General features: G+C 64.9%; 32 protein-coding genes and 1 riboswitch. Of the genes, 18 read left to right on the top strand and 14 right to left on the bottom strand.

The features are described from left to right. Positions 1–7 precede the first annotated feature (7 nt). Positions 8–1,036 carry a hypothetical protein gene (locus AC06G6_RS11110; RefSeq protein WP_479821988.1) on the top strand — a complete coding sequence of 343 codons (1,029 nt, stop codon included), beginning with the start codon at positions 8–10 and terminating at the stop codon, positions 1,034–1,036. Continuing rightward, positions 1,033–2,076, top strand: a complete 1,044-nt coding sequence (locus tag AC06G6_RS11105) for a phosphotransferase enzyme family protein (protein WP_479821986.1) — start codon at positions 1,033–1,035, stop codon at positions 2,074–2,076. The genes AC06G6_RS11110 and AC06G6_RS11105 overlap by 4 nt, the downstream gene beginning before the upstream one ends. On the opposite strand, the gene AC06G6_RS11100 is transcribed toward AC06G6_RS11105, so the two are convergent. From AC06G6_RS11100 to AC06G6_RS11090, 3 genes are all read right to left on the bottom strand, one after another. Next, positions 2,048–2,851 (bottom strand): MetQ/NlpA family ABC transporter substrate-binding protein, encoded by an 804-nt coding sequence (locus tag AC06G6_RS11100; RefSeq protein WP_479821984.1) that lies wholly within the window; start codon positions 2,849–2,851, stop codon positions 2,048–2,050. The genes AC06G6_RS11105 and AC06G6_RS11100 overlap by 29 nt on opposite strands. A 61-nt stretch (positions 2,852–2,912) precedes the next feature. Next, positions 2,913–3,614 (bottom strand): methionine ABC transporter permease, encoded by a 702-nt coding sequence (locus tag AC06G6_RS11095; RefSeq protein ID WP_307465493.1) that lies wholly within the window; start codon positions 3,612–3,614, stop codon positions 2,913–2,915. After that, the gene (locus tag AC06G6_RS11090) at positions 3,611–4,591 is read right to left on the bottom strand and encodes a methionine ABC transporter ATP-binding protein (protein WP_479821981.1); all 981 of its coding nucleotides are present in this window, start codon (positions 4,589–4,591) and stop codon (positions 3,611–3,613) included. Before AC06G6_RS11090 ends, AC06G6_RS11095 begins: the two co-directional genes overlap by 4 nt. A gap of 329 nt (positions 4,592–4,920) precedes the next feature. Here AC06G6_RS11090 and ggt point away from each other — a divergent pair, with 329 nt between their 5' ends. Continuing rightward, a complete protein-coding gene (ggt, locus tag AC06G6_RS11085; protein WP_479821979.1) occupies positions 4,921–6,753 on the top strand; it encodes a gamma-glutamyltransferase in 1,833 nt (610 codons plus the stop codon). Positions 6,754–6,870: 117 nt separating this feature from the next. Further along, entirely contained in the window at positions 6,871–7,383 is a 513-nt protein-coding gene (locus tag AC06G6_RS11080) for a mycothiol transferase (RefSeq protein ID WP_479821977.1), read from the top strand. Here AC06G6_RS11080 and AC06G6_RS11075 read toward each other — a convergent pair. Continuing rightward, positions 7,380–7,919, bottom strand: a complete 540-nt coding sequence (locus AC06G6_RS11075; RefSeq protein WP_479821975.1) for a hypothetical protein — start codon at positions 7,917–7,919, stop codon at positions 7,380–7,382. The genes AC06G6_RS11080 and AC06G6_RS11075 overlap by 4 nt on opposite strands. Before the next feature lie 2 nt (positions 7,920–7,921). Continuing rightward, entirely contained in the window at positions 7,922–8,479 is a 558-nt protein-coding gene (locus AC06G6_RS11070; protein ID WP_479821973.1) for a hypothetical protein, read from the bottom strand. 257 nt (positions 8,480–8,736) lie between these two features. On the opposite strand from AC06G6_RS11070, the gene AC06G6_RS11065 reads away from it, so the two are divergent. The 7 genes from AC06G6_RS11065 to AC06G6_RS11035 all read left to right on the top strand — a co-directional run bounded on the left by AC06G6_RS11065 (position 8,737) and on the right by AC06G6_RS11035 (position 13,813). Then, entirely contained in the window at positions 8,737–9,195 is a 459-nt protein-coding gene (locus AC06G6_RS11065) for a universal stress protein (protein ID WP_479821971.1), read from the top strand. Positions 9,196–9,389: 194 nt separating this feature from the next. Then, entirely contained in the window at positions 9,390–9,710 is a 321-nt protein-coding gene (locus tag AC06G6_RS11060; protein ID WP_479821969.1) for a GYD domain-containing protein, read from the top strand. A gap of 50 nt (positions 9,711–9,760) precedes the next feature. After that, positions 9,761–10,174 (top strand): DUF2750 domain-containing protein, encoded by a 414-nt coding sequence (locus AC06G6_RS11055; protein ID WP_479821967.1) that lies wholly within the window; start codon positions 9,761–9,763, stop codon positions 10,172–10,174. Between the two features lie 85 nt (positions 10,175–10,259). After that, the gene (locus AC06G6_RS11050; RefSeq protein WP_479821965.1) at positions 10,260–10,910 is read left to right on the top strand and encodes a DNA alkylation repair protein; all 651 of its coding nucleotides are present in this window, start codon (positions 10,260–10,262) and stop codon (positions 10,908–10,910) included. Positions 10,911–11,021: 111 nt separating this feature from the next. Further along, on the top strand, positions 11,022–12,095 hold the full coding sequence (locus tag AC06G6_RS11045; protein ID WP_479821963.1) for a DNA polymerase IV: 1,074 nt from the start codon (positions 11,022–11,024) through the stop codon (positions 12,093–12,095). A gap of 119 nt (positions 12,096–12,214) precedes the next feature. Then, positions 12,215–13,108, top strand: coding sequence for an aminoglycoside phosphotransferase family protein (locus tag AC06G6_RS11040; protein WP_479821961.1), 894 nt, complete (start codon positions 12,215–12,217; stop codon positions 13,106–13,108). A 165-nt stretch (positions 13,109–13,273) separates the two neighbouring features. After that, positions 13,274–13,813, top strand: coding sequence for an NUDIX hydrolase (locus AC06G6_RS11035; RefSeq protein WP_479821959.1), 540 nt, complete (start codon positions 13,274–13,276; stop codon positions 13,811–13,813). Positions 13,814–13,887: 74 nt separating this feature from the next. Here AC06G6_RS11035 and AC06G6_RS11030 read toward each other — a convergent pair whose 3' ends face one another. The 4 genes from AC06G6_RS11030 to AC06G6_RS11015 all read right to left on the bottom strand — a co-directional run bounded on the left by AC06G6_RS11030 (position 13,888) and on the right by AC06G6_RS11015 (position 17,123). After that, positions 13,888–14,307 carry an SMI1/KNR4 family protein gene (locus AC06G6_RS11030; RefSeq protein ID WP_479821957.1) on the bottom strand — a complete coding sequence of 140 codons (420 nt, stop codon included), beginning with the start codon at positions 14,305–14,307 and terminating at the stop codon, positions 13,888–13,890. A 72-nt stretch (positions 14,308–14,379) separates the two neighbouring features. Further along, entirely contained in the window at positions 14,380–15,399 is a 1,020-nt protein-coding gene (locus AC06G6_RS11025) for a CU044_5270 family protein (protein WP_479821955.1), read from the bottom strand. Next, positions 15,365–15,961 carry an RNA polymerase sigma factor gene (locus tag AC06G6_RS11020; RefSeq protein WP_479821953.1) on the bottom strand — a complete coding sequence of 199 codons (597 nt, stop codon included), beginning with the start codon at positions 15,959–15,961 and terminating at the stop codon, positions 15,365–15,367. The genes AC06G6_RS11025 and AC06G6_RS11020 overlap by 35 nt, the downstream gene beginning before the upstream one ends. A gap of 685 nt (positions 15,962–16,646) precedes the next feature. Continuing rightward, a complete protein-coding gene (locus AC06G6_RS11015) occupies positions 16,647–17,123 on the bottom strand; it encodes an HIT family protein (protein WP_479821951.1) in 477 nt (158 codons plus the stop codon). A gap of 156 nt (positions 17,124–17,279) precedes the next feature. Between AC06G6_RS11015 and AC06G6_RS11010 the strand changes: the two genes are divergently transcribed. Continuing rightward, the gene (locus tag AC06G6_RS11010; protein WP_479821948.1) at positions 17,280–17,855 is read left to right on the top strand and encodes a GNAT family N-acetyltransferase; all 576 of its coding nucleotides are present in this window, start codon (positions 17,280–17,282) and stop codon (positions 17,853–17,855) included. A gap of 8 nt (positions 17,856–17,863) precedes the next feature. On the opposite strand, the gene AC06G6_RS11005 is transcribed toward AC06G6_RS11010, so the two are convergent. Then, a complete protein-coding gene (locus AC06G6_RS11005) occupies positions 17,864–18,796 on the bottom strand; it encodes an aminoglycoside phosphotransferase family protein (protein ID WP_479821946.1) in 933 nt (310 codons plus the stop codon). A 143-nt stretch (positions 18,797–18,939) separates the two neighbouring features. Between AC06G6_RS11005 and AC06G6_RS11000 the strand changes: the two genes are divergently transcribed. From AC06G6_RS11000 to AC06G6_RS10990, 3 genes are all read left to right on the top strand, one after another. Continuing rightward, a complete protein-coding gene (locus tag AC06G6_RS11000; RefSeq protein WP_479821944.1) occupies positions 18,940–19,407 on the top strand; it encodes an AAA family ATPase in 468 nt (155 codons plus the stop codon). Then, on the top strand, positions 19,404–19,871 hold the full coding sequence (locus tag AC06G6_RS10995) for an NUDIX domain-containing protein (RefSeq protein WP_479821942.1): 468 nt from the start codon (positions 19,404–19,406) through the stop codon (positions 19,869–19,871). Before AC06G6_RS11000 ends, AC06G6_RS10995 begins: the two co-directional genes overlap by 4 nt. A gap of 377 nt (positions 19,872–20,248) precedes the next feature. Next, positions 20,249–20,758, top strand: a complete 510-nt coding sequence (locus AC06G6_RS10990; protein WP_479821940.1) for a hypothetical protein — start codon at positions 20,249–20,251, stop codon at positions 20,756–20,758. Between the two features lie 115 nt (positions 20,759–20,873). On the opposite strand, the gene AC06G6_RS10985 is transcribed toward AC06G6_RS10990, so the two are convergent. The 3 genes from AC06G6_RS10985 to AC06G6_RS10975 all read right to left on the bottom strand — a co-directional run bounded on the left by AC06G6_RS10985 (position 20,874) and on the right by AC06G6_RS10975 (position 22,509). After that, on the bottom strand, positions 20,874–21,098 hold the full coding sequence (locus AC06G6_RS10985) for an ASCH domain-containing protein (protein WP_479821938.1): 225 nt from the start codon (positions 21,096–21,098) through the stop codon (positions 20,874–20,876). 342 nt (positions 21,099–21,440) lie between these two features. Continuing rightward, positions 21,441–21,983, bottom strand: a complete 543-nt coding sequence (locus tag AC06G6_RS10980; protein WP_479821936.1) for a GNAT family N-acetyltransferase — start codon at positions 21,981–21,983, stop codon at positions 21,441–21,443. A gap of 256 nt (positions 21,984–22,239) precedes the next feature. After that, entirely contained in the window at positions 22,240–22,509 is a 270-nt protein-coding gene (locus tag AC06G6_RS10975) for a hypothetical protein (protein ID WP_479821934.1), read from the bottom strand. A 203-nt stretch (positions 22,510–22,712) separates the two neighbouring features. After that, positions 22,713–22,881, top strand: a riboswitch (cyclic di-AMP (ydaO/yuaA leader). Positions 22,882–22,885: 4 nt separating this feature from the next. Between AC06G6_RS10975 and AC06G6_RS10970 the strand changes: the two genes are divergently transcribed. Then, complete coding sequence (locus AC06G6_RS10970; protein WP_479821932.1) at positions 22,886–23,626, top strand: C40 family peptidase; 741 nt, start codon at positions 22,886–22,888, stop codon at positions 23,624–23,626. Between the two features lie 57 nt (positions 23,627–23,683). On the opposite strand, the gene AC06G6_RS10965 is transcribed toward AC06G6_RS10970, so the two are convergent. After that, the gene (locus AC06G6_RS10965) at positions 23,684–24,271 is read right to left on the bottom strand and encodes a dihydrofolate reductase family protein (RefSeq protein WP_479821930.1); all 588 of its coding nucleotides are present in this window, start codon (positions 24,269–24,271) and stop codon (positions 23,684–23,686) included. Between the two features lie 241 nt (positions 24,272–24,512). On the opposite strand from AC06G6_RS10965, the gene AC06G6_RS10960 reads away from it, so the two are divergent. Both AC06G6_RS10960 and AC06G6_RS10955 read left to right on the top strand, forming a co-directional pair. Next, positions 24,513–24,710: a helix-turn-helix transcriptional regulator gene (locus AC06G6_RS10960; RefSeq protein WP_479821928.1), complete on the top strand. Its 198-nt coding sequence runs from the start codon at positions 24,513–24,515 to the stop codon at positions 24,708–24,710. Next, the gene (locus tag AC06G6_RS10955; protein ID WP_479821927.1) at positions 24,710–25,903 is read left to right on the top strand and encodes a type II toxin-antitoxin system HipA family toxin; all 1,194 of its coding nucleotides are present in this window, start codon (positions 24,710–24,712) and stop codon (positions 25,901–25,903) included. The genes AC06G6_RS10960 and AC06G6_RS10955 overlap by 1 nt, the downstream gene beginning before the upstream one ends. Positions 25,904–25,936: the final 33 nt, after the last annotated feature.

Genomic DNA, 25,936 nt, shown 5'->3' with positions numbered 1-25,936 from the left:
AGGACGCATGAACCGCACCCAGATCCGCACCCAGATGCGCCAGGTGATGGAGCAGCAGGCCGATCGTGCCGACCGTGTCCGCACCCCGGAATTCCTCAACCGGTACGTCCGTCCCCACCTGGGCGCGGACGCCGCAGGCGGCGGCGGGGCCTGGACCACGCAGGTGATCCAGCTGGACGGCTCCGGGGCCGCCACCGTTCAGGTCGAACTCGACGGCGGGCCCCCGGTGTTCGCCAAGCTCTTCCCCTTCGAGGACGGTCCCGCGGTCCACGCCAAGCTGCAGGCGCTGCGCGGCGCCGGGCTGGGGGCCGGCTCCGATTTCCAGGCCGTCGAGCCGCTGGCCTGGTACGGAGAGGAAAAGGTCCTGCTGTGCCGGGGCGCGCCCGGCCGGCCGTTGTCTGAGCTGCTCGGCGGGAACGTCGCGGACCTCACCCGCGCCTCCGCCCGCGCCGGGTCTTGGCTCGCCCACCTGCATGGCGTGGACCTTCGGGTCGGGGCGCCGCAGTCCCTCCTCGTGACGGGCGAGCTGACCAGCCTGGCCAAGCGCCTGGCCAAGGTGGTTGCCGACGACCCGGGCTACGTCGACACGGCACTGGGCATGCTCCAACGGCTGGATGGCCTCACGTATGACACGGTGGACGGCGTCCAGGCCCAGAGCCACGGGCAGTACCGGCCGATCCACGTCTTCCTGACCGAGAACACCGTGACCGTCATTGACCTGGACCGCAGCGCGCCGGCCGACCCGGCCCGCGATGCCGCCGAATTCCTGCACCGCATGCGGGTGGGCGTGTATGACGCCACCGGCGACATCACGCGGGCCGACGAGGCGAGCGCGGCGTTCCTCGACGCCTACCGCGAGGCGACGCGCGGAGACTTGTTGCGGAACCTGCGCTTCCACTGGGCGCGCTACATCCTCCATAGCGTCAACCGCAGCATAAAGTCCGGGGAGGCCGACTGGCGGGACGGCGGCGATGCCGAGTTCAGGCTGTACCGGGACGAGTTCTACCGGGTGGTAGAGGGGCGGGCCGGGGCATGACCACCGCGGCGGGCGTGCTGTTGGACCGTGCCGGGGAGGAACTCCCGTTGGCCGAGCTCTCCGCCCTGTGGCCGCTGGGCGGCTGGGCCTCGATCAGCCTGGTGCCGGGCGGCAAGAACGAGCACTTTCGCGTGGCATCCGCGGACGGCATCCACTATCTGCGGCGCTCCTACCGGTCCAAGCCGCTCGACGAACTCGCCGGCCAGCTGGCCCTGATGCGGCTGCTCCGGGCGCGGGGGTTCCCGGCGCCGGAACTGGTCCCGGCCCGCACCGGCGTCGATCATGTCGAGCTCTTCGGCCGGTGGTGGATCGCCACCCGCGGCGTCGCGGGGGAGCCGTTCGACGACGGCTCGCTCGCGCACGTGCGGGCGCTGGGGGACACGCTGGGCCGCTACCACCGGGTCGTCGCCGACCAGCCGGCACCGGTGGCCGAGCCGGCCCTGCTCAGGGAGTTGCGCGGTAGGGCCGCGGAGCCGGGTGTGGACCCGGCGCTGCGGACCCGTGCCGGGGACGTGGCCGGGCGATTGGCCGGTTTGCTGCCGGAGCTGCCCCGGACCGTGGTCCACGGTGGCGCCCGGCGCGGCAGCCTCGTCTTCGACGGCGGGCAGGTGGTGGGGGTCCTGGACTTCGACAGCGCCCACCCGGACGTGCGGGTGCTGGATCTCGCCGTCGCCGTGCACGACGTCGGCAAGGTCTACACCGGCTCCGGGGACGCCGATAACAAGGTGGCGCTCGATCTCGACCGCGTCACTGAACTGCTCGCCGCCTACAGCCAGGAGATGCACCCTACGGCGGCGGAGATGGAGGCGCTGCCGCTGCTGCTGGAGGCCAAGCGGCTGAAGCGGGGCCTCGGGCGGCGCAGCCGTGCCCTCGACGGGGAGCACCTCTCCGGCAACGACTACGACAAGATCCGCCTCGAGGACCAGCGGCTGGCCTGGCTGGACGGGCACAGGGACGCCCTGGCCGGCGTCTGCCGTGGGGTGCTGCGCCAGGCCGCCCGCCAGATTCCCGTCAGCTCGCCGGGATCACCAGGCCCTTGAACTTGGTCTGCAGGAAATCCTTCATGTCCTGCGAGGTCAGGATCTTGTACAGCTTCTGCACGCGCGGATCATCCTTCATCTCGGACTTCACGGCCAGGACGTTGTAGTAGGCGCTGTCCTTGCCCTCGACCAGCAGCTGCTTGTCGGCGCTCAGGCCGGCGGGAAGGGCGAAGGCCAGGGTGACGATGGCCGCGTCCTTGTCGTTGAGGGCCTGCGGCAGGCTGGCGTTTTCGATCTCGGTGAACTGGAGGTTCTTCGGGTTCGCCTTGACGTCCTTGAGCGTGATCGGGTTGTCGCTGACCTCGATCAGCCCCTTGGACGCCAGCAGTTTCAGGGCGCGGGACTCATTGGTGGGGTCGTTCGGGATGGCGATCGAGGCGCCGACGGGAAGCTCTTCCAGGCTGGGGACATTGTTGGAGTACAGGGCCATCGGCGGCAGGTAGACCTTGCCCACGCTGACGAGGTCCTTGCCGGAAGCCTTGTTGTAGGTCTCCATGAACGTCGTGTTCTGGAACAGGTTGGCGTCGATGTCGCCGTCGCTCACGGCGGGGTTGGGCGTGTTGTAGTCGCTGAACTCCTTGTAATCCACGGTGAGGCCCTCCTTGGCGGCGAGCTCCCGCTGGACATGCTTGAGCATGTCCCCGGCCGGCACCGCGAGGGCGCCCACCTTGATGGTCTCGGCCGAACCGGTGGAGGTGCCCGCGCCGCAGGCGGACAGGGCGAGGATGGCGGCCACTCCGGTGGCGGCGGCCTTCAGGACATGTGAACGGAACATTTGGAACTCTTTCGCAGAATGGAACGTGTGGAGGAAGGAAATTTTCGGTCCGGCGGGTCGGCTACCGGTGGGACAGGCGCCGCGCCGCGAAGTTGCCCAGGGACTGGAACACCTGCACCAGCAGGACGAGGAGGATAACGACGCCGAACATGTATTCGGGGCTGTAGCGCTGGTAGCCGTAGCGGAAGGCGACATCCCCGAGGCCGCCGCCGCCCACGGCGCCCACCATGGCCGAGTAGCCGATGAGGCCGACCACGGTGGTGGAGAGGCCGAGGGCCAAGGCCGGAACCGCCTCGGCCACCATGACCTTGGTCAGGATGGTCCAGCGGGTGGCACCCAGGGACTGGGCGGCCTCGACAAGCCCGACGGGCACTTCGCGGATGCCGATCTCCACCAGCCGGGCGAAGAACGGAATGCCGGCGATGGTCAGCGGGACAACGGCCGCGGTCGGTCCGATGAAGGACCCGACCAGCAGCCGGGTAAAGGGAATCAGCAGGATCATGAGGATGATGAACGGGATGGACCGGCCAATGTTCACCACGACGTCCAGCACCCGGTTGACGAAGAACCCCAGCGCCCGGCTCCCGAAGAGCTTCGACAGCAGGCCGCCGGACTCGGTGGTCACGAGCAGGACACCCGCGGCGAGGCCGAAAACAACCGTGAACAGCAGGCTCAGGCCCACGGTGTAGAACGTCTCACCGGCACCCTTGAGGATGGTGTCCAGGAGGTCGGACCAGAAGTACGGGTCATTGCGGTCGATCACTGCAGTACCTCCACGAAGAGTCCCTGGGAACGGAGATCGGCCACGGCGCCGGCGACGGTCTTCGTGTCGCCGGGCAGTTCGAGCCTGGTGCGTCCGGTCTGGCGCCCGTGGATGGTTTCAACGGCGGCACCCAGGATGCCGACGTCGATGCCGTGCTTGCGTGCCAGCTGGGCGATCACGGGGCGGTCCGTGGTGACGCCGTTGAACGTGATCTCCACGATGGCGCTGGAGGTTTCCGGGATTTCCCCGAGGGGGAAGAGGGCCTGGCCCAGCAGTGACTTCTCGGTTGTGAGCAGTTCTTCCACGGGACCCTGCTCCAGGATCCGCCCGCCGCTCATGACGGCGGCGGAGTCGCAGATCCGCTTCACGACATCCATTTCATGGGTGATGAGCAGCACGGTCAGCCCCAGGTCCTTGCTGAGCTGGCGGATGAGATCAAGGATCTGCCGTGTGGTTTCCGGATCGAGCGCCGAGGTCGCCTCGTCGCTGAGCAGGACCGATGGGCTGGACGCCAGCGCCCGGGCGATGCCGACGCGCTGTTTCTGCCCGCCGGACAACTGTGCGGGATAGGCGGCGGCCTTGCCGTGCAGGCCCACGAGTTCGAGGATCTCGAGTGCCCGGGCCCGCCTTGCGGCCCGCCCGGCGCCGGTGATCTCCAGGGAGAGCTCCACGTTCGCCTGCACGGTCCGGCTGCTGAGCAGGTTGAAGTGCTGGAAAATCATGCCGATGTTGTGCCGGGCCGCGCGCAGCTCCGTGCCGGCAAGCGTGGTCATCTCGCGGCCGTCGACGCTGACGCTGCCCGAATCCGGACGCTCCAGTGAATTGATGGTGCGGATCAGCGTGCTCTTGCCGGCACCGCTCTGGCCAACGACGCCGAATATTTCGCCGCGGCCGACGGACAGCGAGACGTCGTCAAGCGCCCGGACCGCCGTCGCCCCGGAGCCATAGCTCTTCGAGACCCGGCTTACGGAAATCATGGTTCTCCCTGTGATGGCTGGAATCCCGCGCTTCCGCAGGGTGAGGGCGGACTTTTTTGCCGCGCACGAGTCACAAATTCTGCCAAACAGAAGATAGCGGCACCTAATCCGAACTTCTTTTCACGAAATCTGCCGCCGCGGCGAAATAATTCCGCCGCCACGGGGAGATGGCGCCGATGCAGCCCCAGCGCGGGAAGCGCCCGGCCGGAAGCGGCCGGCCGGCCATGCCCGGGGTGCCGATGCCGCGGCGGGCAGTCTTGAGTGTCTCACCGCCGCGTAGTAGCGTGACAGGAAATGTCAATGCGCATCACAAATACTCGGGAGCGATTATGACACATGTGACACGTCGGATGGTTGCCGTCACGGCGGCCGTGGCCCTGAGCGTAACGGGCGGCGCCGTCGCCAGCCCCGCGTTCGCGGATCCACGGGAAACGGTCAAGACCTCGACCGCCACCGGGTACGGCGGCGCCGTGAGCACGGTAGACCCGGAGGCATCCGCCGCGGCCATCGAGGTGCTCCGCAGGGGCGGCAACGCTGCCGACGCCGCCGTCGCCGCAGCCGCAACACTCGGAGTGACGGAGCCGTACAGTGCGGGTATCGGCGGCGGAGGCTACTTCGTGTACTTCGACGCGGAGACCGGCGACGTCGGCACGATCGACGGCCGCGAGACCGCACCGGCCGGCATCACTGAAGACGCGTTCATCGACAAAGCGACGGAAAAGCCCTACAACTTCACGCCCGAACTCGTCACGAGTGGCGTCGCCGTCGGCGTTCCCGGCACGCCGGCGACGTGGGAGCGTGCCCTGGACCGGTGGGGCTCTGTCAGCCTCGGCGATGCCCTCAAGCCCGCCATCAAGGTGGCCACCCGCGGCTTCGTGGTCGACAAAACGTTCCGCCAGCAGACCCTCGACAACAGTGCACGCTTCGAGGCGTTCACCTCGACGAGCAGCCTCTTCCTCCCGGGCGGGGACGCCCCCGCCGTCGGCAGCGTCTTCCGGAACCATGACCTCGCCGAGACGTACCGGCTCCTCGCGAAGGAGGGCACGAGCGGCTTCTACGCCGGCCCGCTCGCCGCCGAGATCGCGGCCACCGTCCAGGCTCCGCCCAAAACCGCCGGCACCACACTGCCCGTTCCGGCCGGCTCCATGACGACGGCGGATCTGGCCGCCTACCGCGCCCTGGACCAGGAGCCCACGAAGGTGGAATACCGCGATCTGGAGGTCTACGGCATGGCGCCGTCGAGCAGCGGCGGCACGACCACGGGAGAGGCGTTGAACATCCTGGACACGTTCAACCTGTCCGGGATGTCCGCGCCCGGGGCGCTGCACCACTACCTCGAGGCGAGCGCGCTTGCCTTCACGGACCGGGGCAACTACGTGGGAGACCCGGCATTTGGCAACGTCCCCACCGCAGCACTCACCGACCCGCTGTTCGGGAAGGAGCGCGCCTGCCAGATCGACCCCCGGAAGGCCGCTACCAAGCCCGTCCTGCCGGGTGACGTGTCCTCGTACGACGGCGTGTGCCCCGCCACCGCCGCGGCGCCCGTCGATGAAAAGGACACCGAGAACATCTCGACGACCAACCTGACGGTCGCGGACAAGTGGGGCAACGTGGCCGAGTACACGCTCACCATCGAGCAGACCGGAGGATCCGGCATTGTGGTCCCCGGCCGCGGCTTCCTGCTCAACAACGAGCTGACCGACTTCTCCACCGTGTTCAACAAGACCGACCCGAACCGGATCCAGGCGGGCAAGCGCCCGCGCTCGTCCATGGCGCCCACCCTCGTCCTGAAGGAGGGCAAGCCGTTCCTCGCGCTCGGTTCGCCCGGTGGATCGACCATCATCACCACCGTCCTGCAGACGATCCTGAACCGCGTGGACCTGGGCATGAACATCTCGAAGGCCATCGCGGCACCCCGCGCCTCGCAACGGAACACGGCCGCGGTCACGGCCGAGCCGAAATTCATCGCGCTGCACGGCAAGGAGCTCAAGCGGTACGGCCATCAGTTCACACCGTCGGGGGATGCCTTCACTTCGGCGGCAGAAATCGGGGCCGCGACCGCCATCGAGTTCCTGCCCGACGGCCGCATGGTCGCAGCGGCCGAGCCGGCGAGGCGCGGCGGCGGATCGGCGATGGTGCTCACACCGTCGCCGAAGCCGTGAAACGAGGCGGGGAGGGCCACATGGCGGATCCACAAAGCCCGGGGGAGCGCCCTATCTCGTGGTGCTGCATCCATGCAAGCATGGGGGCTCACCTGAAATGCGCAGAGAGGGGACCCGATGAAATCCAACGAACTGCTGCTCGACGCATTCGCCCGGATCCGCGAGACCGTGGCCGCCACACTCGACGGGGCCGACGACGAGGTTCTGCTCCGTCGGCCTTCGGGGAACGGTAACTCCATTGCGTGGCTGATCTGGCACCTCAGCCGGGTCGAGGACGCACAGGTGGCCGCCGCCGCCGGCCTGAAACAGGTCTGGACCTCGCAGGGGTTTGCCGGGCGGTTCGGGCTGCCGCTGTCCGAGCGCGACACCGGCTACGGCCATTCCAGCAGCCAGGTCGACGCCGTGAAGGCACCGCCCGGGCTCTTACTCGACTACTACGACGCCGTGCACCGGCAGACCGGGGAGTTCCTGGCCAGCCTCGGCGATGCGGACTTCGACCGCATCGTCGACACCCGCTGGGATCCGCCCGTCACGCTTGGTGTGCGGCTGGTCAGCACGATTGCCGATTGCCTCCAGCACGCCGGGCAGGCCGCGTACGCCAGGGGCCTGAAGCCCGCGCCGGCCGCCTAGGAACCTCTGGTCCCGGGGTGCGCGTCGTTCGCCGCGGCAACCAGCCGATCGAAACTGGCGGTCCCGATTTCTGGAGGGACCACGGTGAACACGGCCATCCATTTCTCCGGGGCTTCCGTCTCCGCCGATGCCACCCGTTCCACGTGCAGGTTCAGCCCGGGCACCCCGCCAACGAGGAGCGGCAGCCGCTCGCCGCTCTTGACCATACGCCGGAATTCCTTGACCGACAGCTGGTCACCAGGGGTTCCCGTCACCTCGGCGATCGTGTCGTTTACCCGTTTTGTCAGCCCCGTCATGAAAGCCCTTCGACGCGAGACCGAGGGACCCGTCAGTACGGCCGCGACGATGACCGTGAACAGCACAATGGCCCCGAAGCTCCTCAGGCCGTGGATGAAGATCATCAGGATGAGGCACAGGATCAAGGCGAGGACGCTGAACATGACGAACCGGACCAGGGGATTCTCGCCGGGTTTCTTGGACCACCGGACCAGGGCGACAGTGTGCTGCCGGGACTGATCGTGCCGTGGATTGTCCATGATTAGTACCCCTTCACTTCCATCAGCGCTTCCGCCAAAATGACCGCCCTGCGTGCTTCCTTGAGATCGCTCAGCAGACCCCGGTCGGGCGGGGCCGAGGTGGCCACGGCGGGACCGGCGAGGGCGGAAAAGACCGCGCTGAGTTTTTCCCGGTCCTCTGAGAGCAGCCGGGACGACGTGAGTTTGACCCTGCTCAGCTCGAGTTCCAGCAGAGACTTGTCGATTGCCTCGCGACGGCCTTGCATCACCGACAACTTGTCCCTGATGCGCTGGGCACGGTCCCGGAACATCGCTTCCATGTTGACCGCCACGTCGTGGAGTTCGCCCAGGGCGGTGCGGGACTGCTGCGACCCGGAGTGCCGGGCGAGTTGCCCGCTGACGTGGAGGCGCCGTCGTTCCCAGTTCGTGACGGCCGATTCGTAAGGGTCCAGGAGCAGCGAGACGGCGGCCAGTGCCTTCTCCAGCGACGCCGCCCGGGTGCTCAGGGAAGTTGTGGCAGCGTCCAGCCTCGCCAGAAAGGCGTCGTAATTGTCATGGCCCGGGGATGTATCGGTCTTCATGAGCCACCCGCCCGCCGTCGCGCCGCGCCGTTGAGGCAACCCTGCCCATGACGGCGGGAACCCAGCCGCCGACATCCGCCCCCAACTCTCATGGCAAGAGACTAGAGGCTCCGGACGGGTTGTCATAGGGTCTGTGGTTCAACTTTGCTGGGAACCCGGGAGGCTCCACAGCGATGGCGCGGACCTTGACACTGACTTTCACGGTCATCGAGACTGAAAGATCCAGGCTGCCCCCGAGGCTAGGGATTGGAAAGACAATGACCAGTACAGGCTCGTTCGTGATTGTGGTTGGTTTTGACGGTTCCAAGAATTCGCAAAACGCACTGAGGTGGGCCATGGACGAGGCCAAGCTGCGCAGCGGCCGGATCCTTCTGGTCACGGTCTGGAGCAAGCCGCCGCTGTCCTGGTTTCCGGCCGTGCTCGAAACGGCCGCCGGCGAGATCGTGGCCGAGGAATCCCCGCAACAAATCGCCGAGACGGTCCAGGCTGATGCCCTGGCGACCACTGAAAGCGAGGGGGTGGCCGCCACCGGGCAGATCGTTCACAGCGATTCCGCGGCGTCAGCCATCATCAAGGCCGCCAGGGACGCGGATCTCGTCGTCGTTGGCGCCCGCGGACACGGGGGATTTCCCGGCCTGGACCTGGGGTCGGCGGCCACCCAGATCATCACCCATGCGCCGTGTCCCGTCCTCGTGGTCCGGCCCAAGGTTTCCTGAGCTGCCGGCCGCCGGCCTAATCCGGTTTCCTCGCGGCCGGGAACCCACCGGCAACCCGTTGTAAGGGCGTGCGGGGAGGGCCTAGGATGTGGCCACAGCCCCACTCTGGGGACCAACTCCGGGACCAACCCGCAAAGAGTTCTGGACACACCTGCGGATGCCCGAGTCCTGGACTTCACGGGACGGGAAAAACCATGACCAAGTATCTGTTCGAAGCGAACTACGTGGGCGAGGGCATTAAGGGCCTCATGCGCGAAGGCGGGACGAAGCGCCGCGATGCGCTTGTGGACGCCCTCAAATCCGTCGGAGGCTCGCTCGAGTGCTTCTACTACGCCTTCGGGGAGACCGACGTGCTGGGCGTCTTCGAGGTCCCGGAGGCCTCCGACGCCGCCGCGCTGTCGCTCATGATCAACGCAACGGGATCCGTGAATGTGCGCCTGAAACCGCTCATGATGCCGGAGGATATTGACGACGCGGCCAAGAAGACCCCGACCTACCGGGCACCCGGACAGTAAGGCACCGGCGGCGGGCGACGTGCGTGCCGGGCGTTCCCCTCGAATTCCTCATGCTGCCGACCGATCACAGAGCAGTCTGGGATGATGTGCGCATGAGCATTAGTGCCGCACACGCTGAGGCGTTCTACCGAGAAGTTCTGCGGGAGGGCCAGGTTTGGACAATTCGTGATTCGGGAGGATTTCCGGCGCCGTTGGGGGCGGGCGGACGGCGGGCGATGCCGTTCTGGTCCTTGGCCTCTCGTGCAGAAAAGATCGTTTCCAGCGTCGATGCTTACACCGGTTTTGAAGTCACTGGGATTCCTCTCGGCGAGTGGCGCTCGATATGGCTTCCGCGCCTCGAGCAGGATGGCTTGCTGTTGGGGCTGAACTGGTCAGGGCCGCGTGCAACTGGATACGACGTCAAGCCGGCTTCCGCTATGGCGTCGATTTCAGCGCGCGAAGGATCCTCCGGGGAGCCACGGTAATAGCCACTAATGCGCTGAGGATTCACATCCGGCCCAGATCGGCCTATTTTCACCCGCGCGCCGCGGCAGGCGGGAGAATGTCCTCATGAGCGATGCCGGCGATTTCATCGATCTTGCGCTTCAGCGTGAGTCGTCGTGGAGCCGCGCGGAGGAGTCCGAGGCACGCCACGGCCGCGGCCACCGTTACTACGGCGCATCCGTCGGAGCCGTGCGCGGGACGGTCCGCGACGCCCTCCGCCGCCACCCCGGGCTGACACACGATGAGGTCACCGCCCTCAGCACCGAGCTGTGGGAGGTGCCCGTCTACGAACGCCGCCTCGCCGCCGTCGTGCTCCTGCAATCCAGCGTCGGTCTGCTGACGAACACGGACCTGACCCGGGTCGAGGGCTTCGTGCGGAGTGCACGCCTGGGCGCCCTCGTCGATCCGCTCGCCGTCGACGTCGTGGGTCCCCTGATCGAGGGACTCGACGTCGTCGGCAGGGTGCGCGCGGACAGTGTCCTGGACCGGTGGGCGCGGGACCCCGACGGCTGGGTGCGCCGGGCCGCCCTGCTGTCCCCGCTCCGCGCGCTCCGCGCCGGCGCGGGCGACTGGCCCCGGTTCGTGCGCCACGCCCGCCTGGTGCCGCCGTCGCCGCCCGGACAGAACCACGAGGACGACGGCGGTGCGATCGCCGCCGAGGCGGTCTCCCTCGTGCTCGCCGAGACCGCCAGACACCGCCCGGACCTGGAATTCTGACCCGGCGAATCAGACACTAAGCCAAACCCGGCCGCAAACCTGAGGCCAGGTGAATACCCAAGCTCGATGAGAGCCGATGCTTGCCAGGGGAGTTTAGGGCAGACTGGTGGCGTGAGCGGAATCCCGTGGGTGCTGCACGTCGATCTCGACCAGTTCATCGCGGCGGTCGAGGTGCTCCGGCGGCCGGAGCTTGCGGGCAAGCCGATCATTGTCGGCGGCCGGGGTGACCCCAGGGAACGGGCCGTGGTGTCGACCGCATCCTACGAAGCCAGGGCGTTCGGCGTGGGTTCCGGAATGCCCTTGCGCGTCGCGGCCCGGAAAGTGCCCGACGCGGTGATCCTGCCCGTCGATCATGAGGCTTACCTCGCGGCGTCTGAAACGGTGATGGCCACCCTGCGCGCGCAGCCCGGCGCCACCGTGCAGGTGCTCGGCTGGGATGAAGCCTTTGTAGGGATTGAGACGGAGAATCCGGAAGCCTACGCCCGTGAGGTGCAGGCCGCTGTCCTGGCGCGAACGCAGCTGCATTGCAGCGTGGGCATCGGCGACACCCTGGTCCGGGCCAAGGTCGCCACCGGTTTCGGGAAGCCGGCCGGCGTCTTCCGGCTCACCGCAGGGAACTGGCTCGACGTCATGGGCAGCCGGCCCACCAGCGAGCTGTGGGGCGTCGGAACCAAAGTGTCGGGCCGGCTGGCCAAGCTCGGCATCAACACAGTTGCCGAGCTCGCCGCGTCCGACCCCCAAGACCTGGTCCCGGAGTTCGGCCCCAGGATGGGTCCCTGGTACGCGGAGCTCGGACGCGGGGACGGCGCCAGCGTTGTGGACGACACCCCGTGGGTTGCCCGCGGGCATAGCCGGGAGACCACCTTCCAGCGGGACCTGACCGAGCCCGCCCAGGTGGACGACGCCGTACGGGACCTGACAGCTCGTGTCCTCGAGGACGTTGCCGCCGAAGGACGGCCCGTGGTTGGGCTAACCCTCAAGGTCCGGTACGCGCCGTTCCTCACCAAGACCCACGCGAGGAAGATCCCCGAGACATTCGACCGGAACGAAATCCTCGCGCGGGCCCTGGACCTCGCAGCCGGAATCGAAGCGGGCCGTCCGATCCGGCTCCTGGGCCTGCGGGCCGAAATGGCAATGCCCGACGATGCCCGCAAGGGACATACGCCGACCCGCGGCGGTTGGTGACGGCGTCGTTCGTCTGATTCGTCGCCTCCGTCCCGTCCGGGGAACCCGTGGGTGAACTGCCTCAACGCCTGACCGGAGCGTCTTCGCAGCGGCGGCGCGGCAGCACCTAACATCGCTACATGACACTGGTTGCGCTGCCTACAGCTGCCCGTGACCGACTTCTCAATCGATTCGGCTCCGGGGCTGCGGCCTGGATCGACGACTTCGCAGCGCTTGTTGAGGAGGTCTGTGAGGAGTGGGCGCTCGAGCCTCAGTCTGTTCGCGCGGGCGGGACGGGCGCCGTTGTCGAGTGCGTCTCGACCAGGACGAAATCACGGTACGCACTCAAGCTCTCACCTGACAGGGCGGTCACGGAGCAAGAGGCGGCTGCACTGGCGTACTGGACGGACGCTCTCACCGTCGTCGATCTGGTGGACGTGGACGCCACCCGTAGTGCGATCCTGCTCGAATGGGTTCCCGACTCCGCTGAGCTCACCGCCGGTGCATGGGGAATCGCCGACGTTGCCGGTCTCATCGGCGACCTCTACATGCCGCGTAGGACACGGCCGGCTGGCGTTCCCCTTGCCCGTGAACGCGTGGGGTTCGTTTTCGAGTTGTGGGATCGACGCCGGCGCAGCCTGAGGGAATCCCCGATTGGGGCAAAGGTTTGGCGCCGATGTCGCGAGGCTGCGTTGGATATGGCAAATGAAGGGGATTCGCTTCTTCACGGCGATCTTCATCCCGGGAATATTCTGCGGACGGGTAACGGTAGTCGGATTGTCGCGATCGACCCGCGCCCCTGTATCGGCGATCCAGCGATGGACCTCACCGACCTCGCCCTAACTGGAGCGGCCAGCGAAGCGGACATCCGCCGCCGGTGCCGTCAGCTCAGTGATACTGCTGACCAAGTCAACGCAGACCGGCTGTGGCAGTGGTGCTGCAACTTCGCCCCGATCATGGCAGTCTCACTCGCCCGCCGGGGCATCAGGACCGAGGACGTCACCCTCATGCGCAACCTGGCCAACACCCGCTGAGCTTCCGCCGAGGCCAGCGCCTCCATGAGGCCCGGCCGGCGCCGTGGCCCGGTCGTGGCGCTTGCGCCGGTGGGGGACCGGCTAACGGGCGCGAGTCGACAACGGACACCGGTCCCTTTGTCGCGGCATTGAGTTGTTCGTTGTCTTGTGCGCCACAATGGCCCCATGCCTCTTGACGATCTGCTCGCCAGCCTCCAGGAAGTTCCTCAGTCAGGATCGCGAGACGCGTATCTGCGGTTCCTGACCTTTGCCGGGGACGCGGCGCTGCGCCGCGATGGCGGCCCGGAGCATGTCACAGGGTCCTGCTTCGTCTTTTCGCCTGCATTCGACCGCGTTCTTCTGTGCTTCCATCGCAAGGGGCAGTTCTGGGTGCAGTTCGGCGGTCACATCGAGTCGAACGACGCATCGGTGGCGGAAGCAGCACAAAGGGAGGCCCGCGAGGAGTCCGGAATTGTCGACGTCCTCCTGCTATCTACCGCGATCGTTGATCTTGACCGCCACGATCTGCACGCGGGATTCTCATGCACCGCCCATTGGGATGTTGGATTCGCTGCAACCATCGACCCTGATGTCGAGATCGCCGTGAGCGATGAAAGCGACGACGTCCGATGGTTCCCAATCGACGAATTGCCCGATCAGGTGCCAACAGGCTTCGGTGCGCGCTTGGAATACGTCCGGCGCAGGGCAATCTCACTAACTGGCTGACGCATCGGCCGCGAACAGCCGTCGTCCACTGGGATTCTCCAAACTGTCAGACGATACCGTCGACATCGTGCTCCTCAGACGTTGAGTGTTCCGGTCATCCAATCCTCGAGATAGCGCATGACGGTCGGCGCGACCCACACCCGGCTGTCATCCACGTGGTTCCAGACGTAGACCTCGTGATTTCCACTGAGACTGACGGCGAATTGGTCGCCGTTGCCGGCGTCAGCGAAGAAGACGAGTCCTGCAAAGGGCATATAGAGCCGCCGGAAGTCTGAGTTATTCCTGAAATAGGCGTTGTCCTCAGCGATTCGGTGCGCGGTCCAAAGCAGGCCTAGCCCGAACTCACCCTCGATGCCATTCGTCTCTGCCAGGAGTTGTCGAAGTTGGTCAGGGAGCTTGTGCCCAAGTTGGGCTTCGCACGCTCGGACAGCGTCCGCCGATGCTGGGACACCGAAAGTTGCCTCACCCCAGTGCTGAATCTGTTCCACGAGCATGCCACCATCATGCCGCACCGGCTTCCGGGCCCCTCCCTCACGTTCGTTGGGGGTCGCGCTAGGTCCCGGGTCCTATGGTGCGGTGTCGGCCACTGAGGTTTCGATGGTCGTCAACGTGATGGCTGTTCCGGCTGGCATGGTCCCTTGTGCTTGGGTGATAACTTGGCGTTCTCCGATTAGTAGGCCGGTTTTGGGATCGATGATGATGTCCTGTCGAGTATGTGAGACTTCCTCCACGCGTCCGATTGCGATGCCTTTTCGTCCATCCAGGGTGGCTTGGTCATCCGTGACCGTGACTCCGGGAATGAGTGCTGCGGCCTTGTAGAGGGCGGCTCGGAGATCTGCTGGAACCATGCCCGTGCGGAGCAGGTCCGCGATGAATACCAACGCCTGGCCGTCTATGGACTGGCCTTGCCCGAGGGTCCTTTTGAAGATGTTGTTCAGGAGCATGTGCGGTTCGCGGGGGAGGGATTTCAGGTACTCGGATGAGGGGAATCCGGATTGATCGGGGGGGCCGTAGAAGCCCCCGTTTGCGCCTCGCAGTACATGGGCCGTGGGTCCGCCCGTGTCGATGCTTTGAGCATGCTGTTTGGATGCTTCGTCAAAGAACGTTGTCGGGATCCGACCTGATCGTTCCCACACCCACTCATCGTTGCGGTCGGCGGGGATGTACATGGTCATGTGCTCCGTGTCGAGCCACTGAAACTCTTTGCCGTTTTCGTCGGTGGTGAAAGAGCCCCAGAGGTTGCTGCTTTGAATTTTCAGGTACTGCCCTGGGTTGACTACGGGGTCCGCCGTTTTGATGGTGGTTTGGGCGGCTTCGTTGAGTACTTGTGCTGCTTGGGCTGTTGCAGCGCCGCGCCAGCCTGTGGGGCCAACTACGTCACCCGCGACGAGAACGGCCACCACTGCAGCTGTCGCTAAGGAGGCAATTCCGATTTTCATAGCAGTCCGCCGGCGGGGAGCCGGTCGGTGGTGTGGCAGGGAAGGGTCGATGCGGTGGAGCAGCTTCCTGCGCCCGTCTTCTACTGCGGCGTCGGTGGCTACAAGCGTCTTGTCACGCATTGCCTGCAGGAGCGTTAGCTCGTTCATGATCAATCTCCTTGTCATCGATGTAGTGGAGGGCGGCTGCATCACGAAGAGTGCGCCGGGCCCTGTTGAGTCGTGACCTGACGGTGCCCACCGGCACGCCAGTTGCCAGGGCTATGCCTTCATAGGTGAGGTCGGCCCAGGCGTAAAGCAGGAGGCATTCCCGGTCGGCCGGGCTGAGCTTCCGCACAGCCGCAGCAAGGTTTGCCGTAGCAGCGGCGGCGTCAAGTCGTTCGGCAACGCGTTCCGTTCCGTCGCCGTAGCTGTCGCGGCCGGCTGCCCTGGCGAATGCCTTGAGTCTTCTTGCTTCGGTGCGGTGATGGCGCCGAAGCAGGTTGGTTGCGATACCGAAGAGCCAGGGCCTGGCGTCCTCCCACGCGTGGTCGAAGGACTCCCGGCTTTCGAAGGCAACCAAAAAGGTCTGCGACATCACGTCATCGGCAACGGACTCACCTGCCCTGGTCGCCGCGTATCGGTGCACTGCGCGACAATATTTGTCGTACAGCACAGCGAAGGCCCCGGGATCATCGCGAGATCTATGGATTAGTTCACTGTCGGTCGTCACAAGATGTATTGCCCCTTCGGAGGAAAAGAGTTCACGGAAGCTTAGCCGGGGCCATTCCGACGGTAGCCAGGACACGAACGACACCCACTAACGCGGAATTCCGATTCCCAACCGTCGCAGCACCGCCGGGGGCGCCGCGCACGGGTCACGGAGGAAAACTGAAAGTCGGGACGGGCCAGCGTCATACCGAAGGTGTCCCATTCAGAGTTCCCGAAACTGAATGCTTCAGGTCCGTTCTGTCTGCGGGCGGGGCCAGCTAAACTCGCCTGTACTAACGAGGTTGGGGGAACCGAGATGAGTACGCCTATGGTGCCGGCTCGCACATCAACTGGCCGACTAAACAAACTGGCCGTTGCGGCCATCATTTTCGCCGTCATCGCCGCCTCAGGATTCTGGGTATTCGGCGTCGCGGGTCTCGCTGTATTTGCAGTGGGAGCAGCACACGTTGCCCTCAATCAGATCCATCTAAGAGGCGAACGAGGCCGCGGGCTAGCCGTTGCTGCCCTGTCCATTGGGTATGGCATAGCCACGCTGGCATTGATCAACACTCTGGGGTTCATACCGAGCGCGGTCCAGCAGATGTCCATGTAGTACTGCCGCTGACGAGCCTAGCCTCCAGCCTTGACCCTAGTTTCTCGGGACGACGGCGAGGGCTGTCCCGCAGAGGGTTGGTTCAAAGGCAGGCCTATTGACTGAATGTTCCACCCAGGGTGAGTTGGACCGAAGAAGCCAGCCCCTGAAGCCCAGAGCGAACTTGATTTGCTGACTCTTCAAGGTCCGCCAGGCTGCGACGCTGCCAGTCCGCATCGATCCGGAAGCTGTCGCCGGTGTATCGAGGGAAGACATGGAGATGGGCATGAAATACCTCCTGGAAGGCGGCTTCGCCGTCTGCCAGGAAAAGGTTCACGCCCTCGCAGCGAAGTCTGCTTCGCCTTATCGCTTTGGCGAGTCTGTGGCCTATGCGGAACATATGCGCCCCCGTTTCCTCGTCCAGTTCCTCAAGGTAGGCTGCGTGGTCTTTGGGAATGACCAAGAGGTGGCCCGGATTTATAGGACTGGTGTCCATAAAAGCGAAGACGAGATCGTCCTCGAAGACGATGTTGGAGGGCACGCTGCCTCTAACTATCTGGCAAAAGAGGCAGTCATTTTCGTTCGTGGGCATAAGGGAATTTTGCCAGTAAGGCCGGGCTGTCCCGGATCCGCCGCCGGACACGCCACAGCGCTCTGCAAAGAGCGTTCCATTTAGACCCCACAGGATGGTTCCCTAAGAGGACCGGCATTCGGGCGAGGTTCTGAAAGTTCCTGACAAACTAGCCGCATGACCACGATCTTCACGCATAAGCCGACAATCGAGGGCCGACGCGTCAAACTGCGACCGGTTCAGGCTCAGGACGCACCTACCATGCATCGGATACTTCAGGACGCCGAAGCCGCAATTCTGACCGGAACAGTGCACTCCAGCAGGCAGACGACGCTGCCTTGGACTGTTGATGACCTCCGCGCGACGTATGAACGCTGGAGCTCCGCTGATGACCGTCTCGTCCTCGCCGTGATCGATCAGGCGACGGACGCGATGGTTGGAGAAGTCGTGCTTAACGACTGGAACGAGTTGAATCGCTCCTGCGGCTTCCGTGCTTTCGTTGGCGCCGAAGGCCGCGGCCGAGGGCTTGGCAGTGAGGCGACCGAGCTGATTGTCCGGCACGGCATACACGAGCTTGGTCTTCACCGAATAGCTCTTGAGGTTTATGCCTTCAACCCGCGCGCCCGGCATGTCTATGAGAAAGTAGGATTTCGCTACGAAGGAACGGGCCGGGACGCGCTGTGGTTCGACGAGCAATGGATTGATGTTCACTACATGTCGATTCTTGAAACCGACGTACCACTGCGTCAGTAGAGGATCGGCTAACGGGCACCTGGGCTAGCGGAGGTAAGCGCCGAAAGTACCGGGTCGTTGAGGATGCGCGCCAAGGTGGCCTGCCCAAGCGCGCTCATCCTTGGGTTCGTCTCCCAGTAGTACCACACCAGGCCCATCGCCTGCTGGAATGCCCACGCGGCTCCGCGCCACCACTCAAGGTCATCGCAAGCCAGCTCACTGCGGAGGCTTGACCTCCTCTCGTCATCGAGCATGTGCCATGCGGCGACAAGATCGAGTGATGGGTCGGCCGGAGCGAAACCCCCGCCATCCAGCACGCCAACCAATCGGCCGTTCCCAACGAGGAGATTGCCGGGAATCAAATCACCGTGCGTCATCACCTCGGGGGCGTCATTTGGCAGGCTCCGGAATTCCGCCCAGAGTGCGCGGAGCCGATCGACCGGAAGTAGTCCATCACTTTCTCGGAAACAGACTTCCATCCACGCATCGGAATCATGAAGGTCTCCACCACGCCCAGAGCCGGCGAAGTGGCCTCCCTTAGTGTCGGCAGCGCGAAGCGAACGTATGAGGTCCACGAGGTCATGGGCAAACATTTCAGAGTGCGCTAAGTCGTGGGGTGCTGCAACAGCCCCGTGGATCCAGGTCTGAACAGTCCACGGCAATGGATAGCCGTAACCCGGATCGCCCATGGCAACAGGCGCCGGTGTCGCGACCGGACAACATGCGGCCAACTCGCGCATTGCCGCAGCTTCCCGGGCGAGCTCCGCCCTCAAATCGGTTGGATCGGCGGAGCGCAGCGGGAATCGTGCCGTAAGGCCGGCGCCTATTCGAAAGATGGCGTTCTCAGTTCCGTCCGTTGTAATGCGACGGACACATTTAAAGTTCCATTCCGGAAACTGGTCGATGATTAGCTGGCGAGCGACTTGCTCGTCAATGTGCAACTCATCATCATGCATAGCCATGCTGGCTACGTTAGCTGCTTTACGCAAATGTCCCGCTAGGGGTTCCGCAAACGGAATGGCAAAACCGCCATTTCAAGTTTGCGACTTAATCGCCGTTCGGGGTTAACAGTCACACCGGGTACGAACCGAATAGGCTGGCTGTCATGGCTCGAGTTCTAATCACCGGCATGTCAGGGGCAGGAAAAACGACTGTGCTGCAGGAGTTGTCCCGGCGGGGCTATCGAACTATCGACACGGACTACGACGGCTGGGTGCTCCCGGACGGCACTTGGGATGAACCACGCATGTCTGCACTTCTCGCGTCGGATTTGTCCCTGGTCGTCTCGGGAACTGTCGAGAATCAAAGACGTTTCTACGACCGTTTCGCTGCTGTCGTTCTCTTGAGCGCACCGGTGGAAGTCCTGATTGACCGGGTCTCGGTCCGTACGAACAATCGATATGGCAGGTCCGAGGATGACCAGTCTGCGATCCGCCGGTATGTTCTCGACGTCGAACCACTGCTCCGAAACGGCGCAACGCTCGAACTCGATGGGCGTCGGCCGGTCGCAGAACTTGCGGATGAGGTTGAACGTCGCGTCATCGCTCGGCCGATCGCGCCTGATGCCCGGTGAACGATGGCCGACGGCAGCTAACGCCAGTCAGCTATGTCATCTTCAGGCGCGGCGATTTTGTACTTCTGCAGCTGCGCCGGGGAACTGGATACCTTGATGGGTATTGGGCCACAGCGGCCGCCGGCCACGTTGAAGCCCATGAGTCTGCTCATGAGGCAGCCGCCCGGGAAGTCCAGGAAGAGCTTGGCGTCGCAATCACCGCGAATTCGCTTTTGCCATTGGTCGTCATGCACCGGAAGCAGGACGAAACGCATATGGGGAGAGTGGACTTCTTCTTCCAGTGCACGGCCTGGCCGTCCCAGCCACGCCTTATGGAGCAAGGCAAGGCTTCCGATCTCAGATGGTTCCACCTCGATGACTTGCCGACATCGGTGGTTCCACATGAGCTCCACGTTTTTGAGTCACTCAGGTCAGGAATGCCGGGGATCATCTCCTTCGGATTCCCTGCAGGTATCGCCGATTGATCCCGCTTCCACTCGTACAAGCGGTGGCAGTCAGACGCCGCCTGTGAAGGATCGTGCAGCGGGCGGTCAGTCGGGGCGGTTGTAGAAGCCGAGGACAGGACGTCCTTGCGGATTGCCCAACGGCCAATGGCGGCCGCTGCGCCAACGGCGGCCCTTGGGGTCAGCAGCCAGGTCTGCCAGCCGAGACCCAGCATGCTTCCCAGAAGCCACAACGCTATGGTGGGGCAACGCACCCAAGGCCATGGCCGGGGGCAAGGTTCAGCCGCTTGGAGCAGAATATCGCGGGGTCACGCAGATATGATCAGCACGTCACAGCTTTTCGGATAGGTTGGCATCCAAAATCCTGTCAACTGTTCCCCATGTAGAGGACACCCGTTGTGGACGAATCCTTTGAGGCCCTGTTGTCGATTCTGACCGCCGTGCGCAGCTCCCTCATGCAGCGCAGGCTGGGCGGCACCGTCGATCAGGTGAACCTGGAAGATGGCGCCACACGGTCGGCAGAGGTCATGGTCAGCTACAACGACAGGATCTGGACGGTCACCGACGAAAACAAAACCTGGTCATTCACACCCGCCACTGGCGGCAGGATCGAGTACGCCACCGGGAAGGTCGATCAGGCGCCCCGGGACCGGGACGATTACCTCCCCCCGGAAATCGCATTGTTCTTCCCGTTGTCCATGCGCATCTGGGGCGGCATCCCGGACGACTTCCGGGTGGCGGGAGCTGAAGCGGAAGATGAAGGAGCCAGGCTTGCCCTAATTTCCACTGAAGACCCCCGCGTCACCGGGTCTGCGTTCGTTAACACCAAATACGGGGTCATGACCGAGTACGTGACGCCTGCGCGGACGTTCCATGTCCGCGACCTCGGCTGGCTCCCGCGCCTGTAGGGAAAACATGTGTGGCGAACCTTTCTTAGAACGGCCTGCCGCATGTGCCTGAACTAACGGGAGGTCATCACGCCCAGGCGTATTCGAACTCGGAGAAAGGATCCTTCCCTGCGCACTAACTAGGCCCGACTTTTGCTGGGAGTTCAGCGCTCGACGGGACACGGAAGCGCACTAAGACAGCTTCCGTCGAGTCCGAGACCGCAAAGGCGGGGTCACGCATGGCGGCCCGAAAATCGGGGCTGTGCCAGAATTCCTCGTGGCCTGCACGCCAGTCGGAGACTGCCTGGTAACCCTCGCCTTCGTCGATGGCGTGAGCCGCATCAACGGCGCCGAGAGGCACTACTCGGACCTCGGTCACCCCACGAGTGCATCTCGCAGGGGGCCCGGAAACCCGTACTCTTCGACCGGTAAACCAGCAATTTCGTCTGGAGATAGCATGCGGAAAATCCTAGACTGTCCCACCTTCTTGAGCATGACGGCCCAGTTATAGAGTGGCTGCTTCTCAGCGTCCGGCACAGGCTGAGAGGTGGCGGCGGCATGGGCCACGGTTTGTTGTCCAAAGCGACGGTAGGCGCGGCCATACAGGCGAGCCGTAGTGGTGCGTTCTAGTGCCCGGGAAAGGATCCCTAAACGGGGAGAGTCGTAATTAGCGCTGGATTTTTGTAGACGGCAGGTCAGGGTCCTATTCGTGAAGGACAACCTGGTAAAGGTTGTGGTCCTGCCATTTCCCGGCAATTTCCAAGTACTGTGGAGCCATCCCAATCTGCCGGAATCCCGCCTTTAATAGCACCCGTTGTGAACCAGCATTGTGCAAGAGAGTGCTCGCCTCTAAGCGGTGCAGGCCAAGTACGTCACGTGCCGTTTCGACGATCGTCTGGACGGCAGCGGATGCCAGACCACGGCCCGCGTAGTTGCTATCCACCCAGTAACCTAGCCCTGCACTCTGGAAGGGTCCTCGCACGATGCCGGACAAGTTGAATCGGCCGACAAGAATGTCGCCAGCAAATAACCCAAAGGGGAACCCTTCCCCGGCACCAGCCACAACAAGGCGGCTCGCAATATCCGCAGCCTGCCAAGCTTCGGTGTAGTACTCCTCGGTTCGCACCGGTTCCCAAGTCGAAAGGTACTCACGGTTGCGCACATACGCATCGGCAAGCGCTGACGCATCACTCGCACGCAATGTGCGCATACTGACATTTTCACTGAGCTGACGCGGTTCAAACACCAGTCAACAGTACTCGCGGCCTGCCCTCCATTGATGCCCGCTTAGCGTTCCCCTTGCGCACCTGTGGTGGCCGTGCAGGCGACTTTGGACATTTCGTCCAGAAGACTTCTCAAATTGACAACAGCCGAGGCCGCTCCGTTAATACGTTCCGTGTCCAATCTCCAAGGTGTAATTAAATGACGCCTGCAATATGTCAAAATCGCGTCGGGATTGGAATCGGAGGTTTACCGGGCCTGCTGCCGAATTGGAATCGGACTTACCTTCCGGGCCGGCGTTCCACCACGGCATAGGCCTTTTCGTCAAAGAACTCCCAGTCGGTAATCACCATAAAGCCGAGGGCGTCGACACGGTCGTTCAGGACATGCACGTCGAAGCCTCCGTCGCGGGGCTCGGCGTCCCAGGTGGAAACGTGGACCTCCCCGTTTTCCAGCACCAGCAGTTCGGTGTTGACGTTGAAGTCCTCCTGCGGCTGAGTGCTCAGCTGGCAGATGGCGACACAGTGCCGGGTGAGGTCGGGGCTGTCCATTTTCGGGCCTCCGTTTCGGGCGAACGGTGATGGCATCATCCTATGCCCGGGGCAGGTTCCAGCGGCGTCCGTAGCACAAACGGCGGCCACAGGCCGACCTGGGCTCGATGTGACAGCCCGTAATCATTCCGTTACCGTTGTTAGGTGCCTGTTGTTTCCGAGACGGGCTCTTCCCAGCCGATTGCCTAACTCTGCCGCGGCCTGGGGATAACTCGCAGCAACGTCCGGCAGAGACGGGGAAACCAATTTTGACCCGCTGTTCTCCAGGGGTCTTGGGGTGAAGCCGCACGGTCCGTCATGAACGGGCCAACGCGGCCGGGTGCCTCCCATCCGAATCCGACAGCTCACCTCGCAGGCATTGGGAGAGGCTCTTTCAATGACTTTTATCAATACCCGTGCGCCCAAACGCGCCGCCCTTCGCACCAACCGCCGCACCGCCAGCACCATTGGCCGCCAGGCCGCGGTTCTCGTAGCCGCTTCCGGAATGGTGCTCAGCGGCGCCATGGCCGCGAATGCAGCCGATGTACCGACCGAGCGGGACTCGGCACCGGCGTCGGCAGTTGACGTCAAGGGTCAGGTCTCCGCGCCCGTCCTGGCGGACTCGACAGTCCAGATCACCTTCGAGCGCCCGGCTGTTGCCACCACGCCGGCGCCCGTAGTCGAGGCGCCCAAGCCCGTGGCGGCCCCGAAGGCCCCCGCAGCACCGGCGCCGGCCCCGGCCGCCGCCCCCGCTGCCAAGGCGACCGTCAAGGTCCAGGCCGCACCGGCACCCGCCCCCGCAGCTGCCCCGGCAGCCGGTGGAGTGAACGCCACCCTGCTGGCCGTGGCGTACGGCCAGATCGGCATCACCCAGGACTGCACCGCTGTCGTGGAGAAGGCCCTGAACTCGGCCGGCATCCCGGTGGGCAACATCGGCCCGCAGGCCTTCCTGAAGTACGGCAAGGTCGTCGCGTCACCCCTGCCCGGCGACATCATCGTCCAGTCCGGCCACGTCGCGATCTACGCCGGCAACGGCCAGGCCATCAGCGGCGGAATGAACGGCGTCAACGCCACCATGACGCACCCGCTGTCCTGGCTGACCGCGACCGGCTCCGTGACGTTCGTCCGCGCCGGCTAGCAGCACCGCTAACAGCACGTCGAAGGCCGGTCGATCGGTTGCCTTGGGGGCAGCGGATCACCGGTCTTCTGCGTGTCCGGGGTCCGGCTCGACCGCATACCGCAGCAGCACCACGCCGTTGCCGAACGTGCGGCCCTCCAGCAGCCGGAGCGGCGTGACCGCGTCCGTCTCGCGGAACAGGGCCTTGCCCCGTCCGATCAGGACCGGGTGCACGTAGATCCGGTACTCGTCGATCAGCCCGAGCCGCCGGAAAGATGCCGCCAGATCGGCGCCGCCCAGCGCCAGATCACCGCCGGGCTGGTCCTTGAGTCTGGCCACCTCCTCGGCGACCACGTCGTGCACCACCTCGGTATTCCAGCCGGCCGACGCCAGGGTTCTGGAATACACAATTTTCGGCATGTCCCGCCAGATCCCCGCGAACTCGACCATCGGAGCCGGGTTGGAGGGGTCCTGGTCTGCCGTCGGCCAGAAATCGGCCATCAGCTGGTAGCTGACGCGGCCGTCCAGGAAGCCGCCCATGGTCCGCAGCTCGTCGTTGAAATGGCGGTGCAGTTCATCATCAACCAGGTGCCAGCTCAGATCCTGCTCCGGACCCTCGAAAAATCCGTCCAGGGACACCTGCATCATAAAGATGACCTTGCGCATGACGGGCTCCTTCTGTTCGCTGTCGGCCGGGCTCCCAGCGTACGCCGCACCCTGCAGCCGCGGCAGGGGAGGGATCGTCCGACGCCGGGCGGCAGCTTCTTGCCGTTCCGCACGTCCAGCCGCTGGCGAACGGGGCAATGCGATCCGAACCGGCAGCATCTTGCCGAAACCGAAGCGACGCCCCACGATAGAAGGACTGGATGTCCGCAACCGGCAACATCCTGCCGAATGGAGCAGCCCAATGGGTGATGTGTCGTCGATTGGAGCCAGCATCCGGAGCGCCCGCAGGGATGCCGGGATCACACAGGAGGACCTGGCCCATCTGGCCGGGACCTCGGTGCGCACCGTACGGGCCATCGAGACTGGGACGGGCAACCCCTCGCTTCGGGCCGTGGTGGCCGTGAGCGATGTCCTGGGCCTGCAGCTGACAGTGCGCTGATGGCAGCCGAACTGCAGGACCTGAAGTTCGTCCGGGATGCGGACGTCTACAAGGGCGGGATCCTGGCCGGGCACCTCAGCAGGACCGGGTTCGGCGGGGTCCGGTTCAGCTATACCGCGGAGTACCTTGCCGGCACCGGGCCGGCCGTGGCCCTCTCCCTCCCGCGGACCGGGGAGGCGGTGGAAACCCCGGGAGGTGCACTGCCGGCGTTTTTCGCCGGGCTGCTTCCCGAGGGTCACCGGCTTTCCGTGCTGAAGAACGCGACCAAGACCAGCTTTGACGATGAACTGACCCTGCTGCTGGCTGTGGGGGCCGATGTCCCCGGAGACGTCCAGGTGGTCCCGGCGGGCGAGATCCCGGCGGACCCGCCGGCCCTGGCCGATACCTCGAAGCCGGAGACGCTGGACTTCTCCCTCCTGGTCAACACCGTGGACCTCCACGGGCTGCCAGGCGTCCAGCGCAAGACCAGCGCCTCGATGCTGACCACGCCCCTGGCCGTCAGGGGCCACCGCTACCTGCTCAAACTCGACCCGCCGGAGCATCCCCACCTGGTGGAGAACGAGGCGGCGCACCTGCAGGGGGCCCGGGCCCTGAAGATCCCGGTCGCCAGATTCTCGGTGATCCAGGACCGGAACGGCCTGCGGGGGCTGCTGGTCGAACGGTTCGACCGGGTCAAGGGCCCGGCCGGAACCTGGGTCCGGCTGCCCCTGGAGGACGGGACGCAGGTCCTGGGCCTGCCGCCGGCGTCCAAGTACGGCGTCAGCTCCGAGGAGGTGGCAACGGCACTCGCCGCCGCGTGTAGGGCTCCGCTGCTCGCGAGCCGCAACCTCTATTTGCAGTTCGTCTTTGCCTGGCTGACGGGCAACGGGGACCTGCACGCGAAAAACCTCGCGGTCCTGGGCAGCCCGCGCGGATTCGTGATGGCCCCGGTCTTCGATGTCCCGTGCACCCTGCTGTACGGGGACGAGACCCTCGCGCTGCCGGTCTCCGGCAAGACCCGCCACCTCAAGGCCAGGCACTGGGCGGAGCTGGCCGGTTCGCTGGGCCTGCCGGAGCGGGCCGCCGTCGCAGCGAACCGGACCGCGCTTGCCGCGGCCGCCGGGATTAGACTGGAGGAGTTGCCTTTCACGGGGTCCCCGCTGCACGGGGCCCTGCGGGAACTCCGGTTCCGTCGACGGGAGCTGTCCGGTTGATCCCGGACCCCGCGGGCGTGGCCACTTGCACTC

Source organism: Arthrobacter sp. CJL-S3, assembly GCF_056711635.1.
This window is presented reverse-complemented; position numbering and strand designations above follow the sequence as displayed.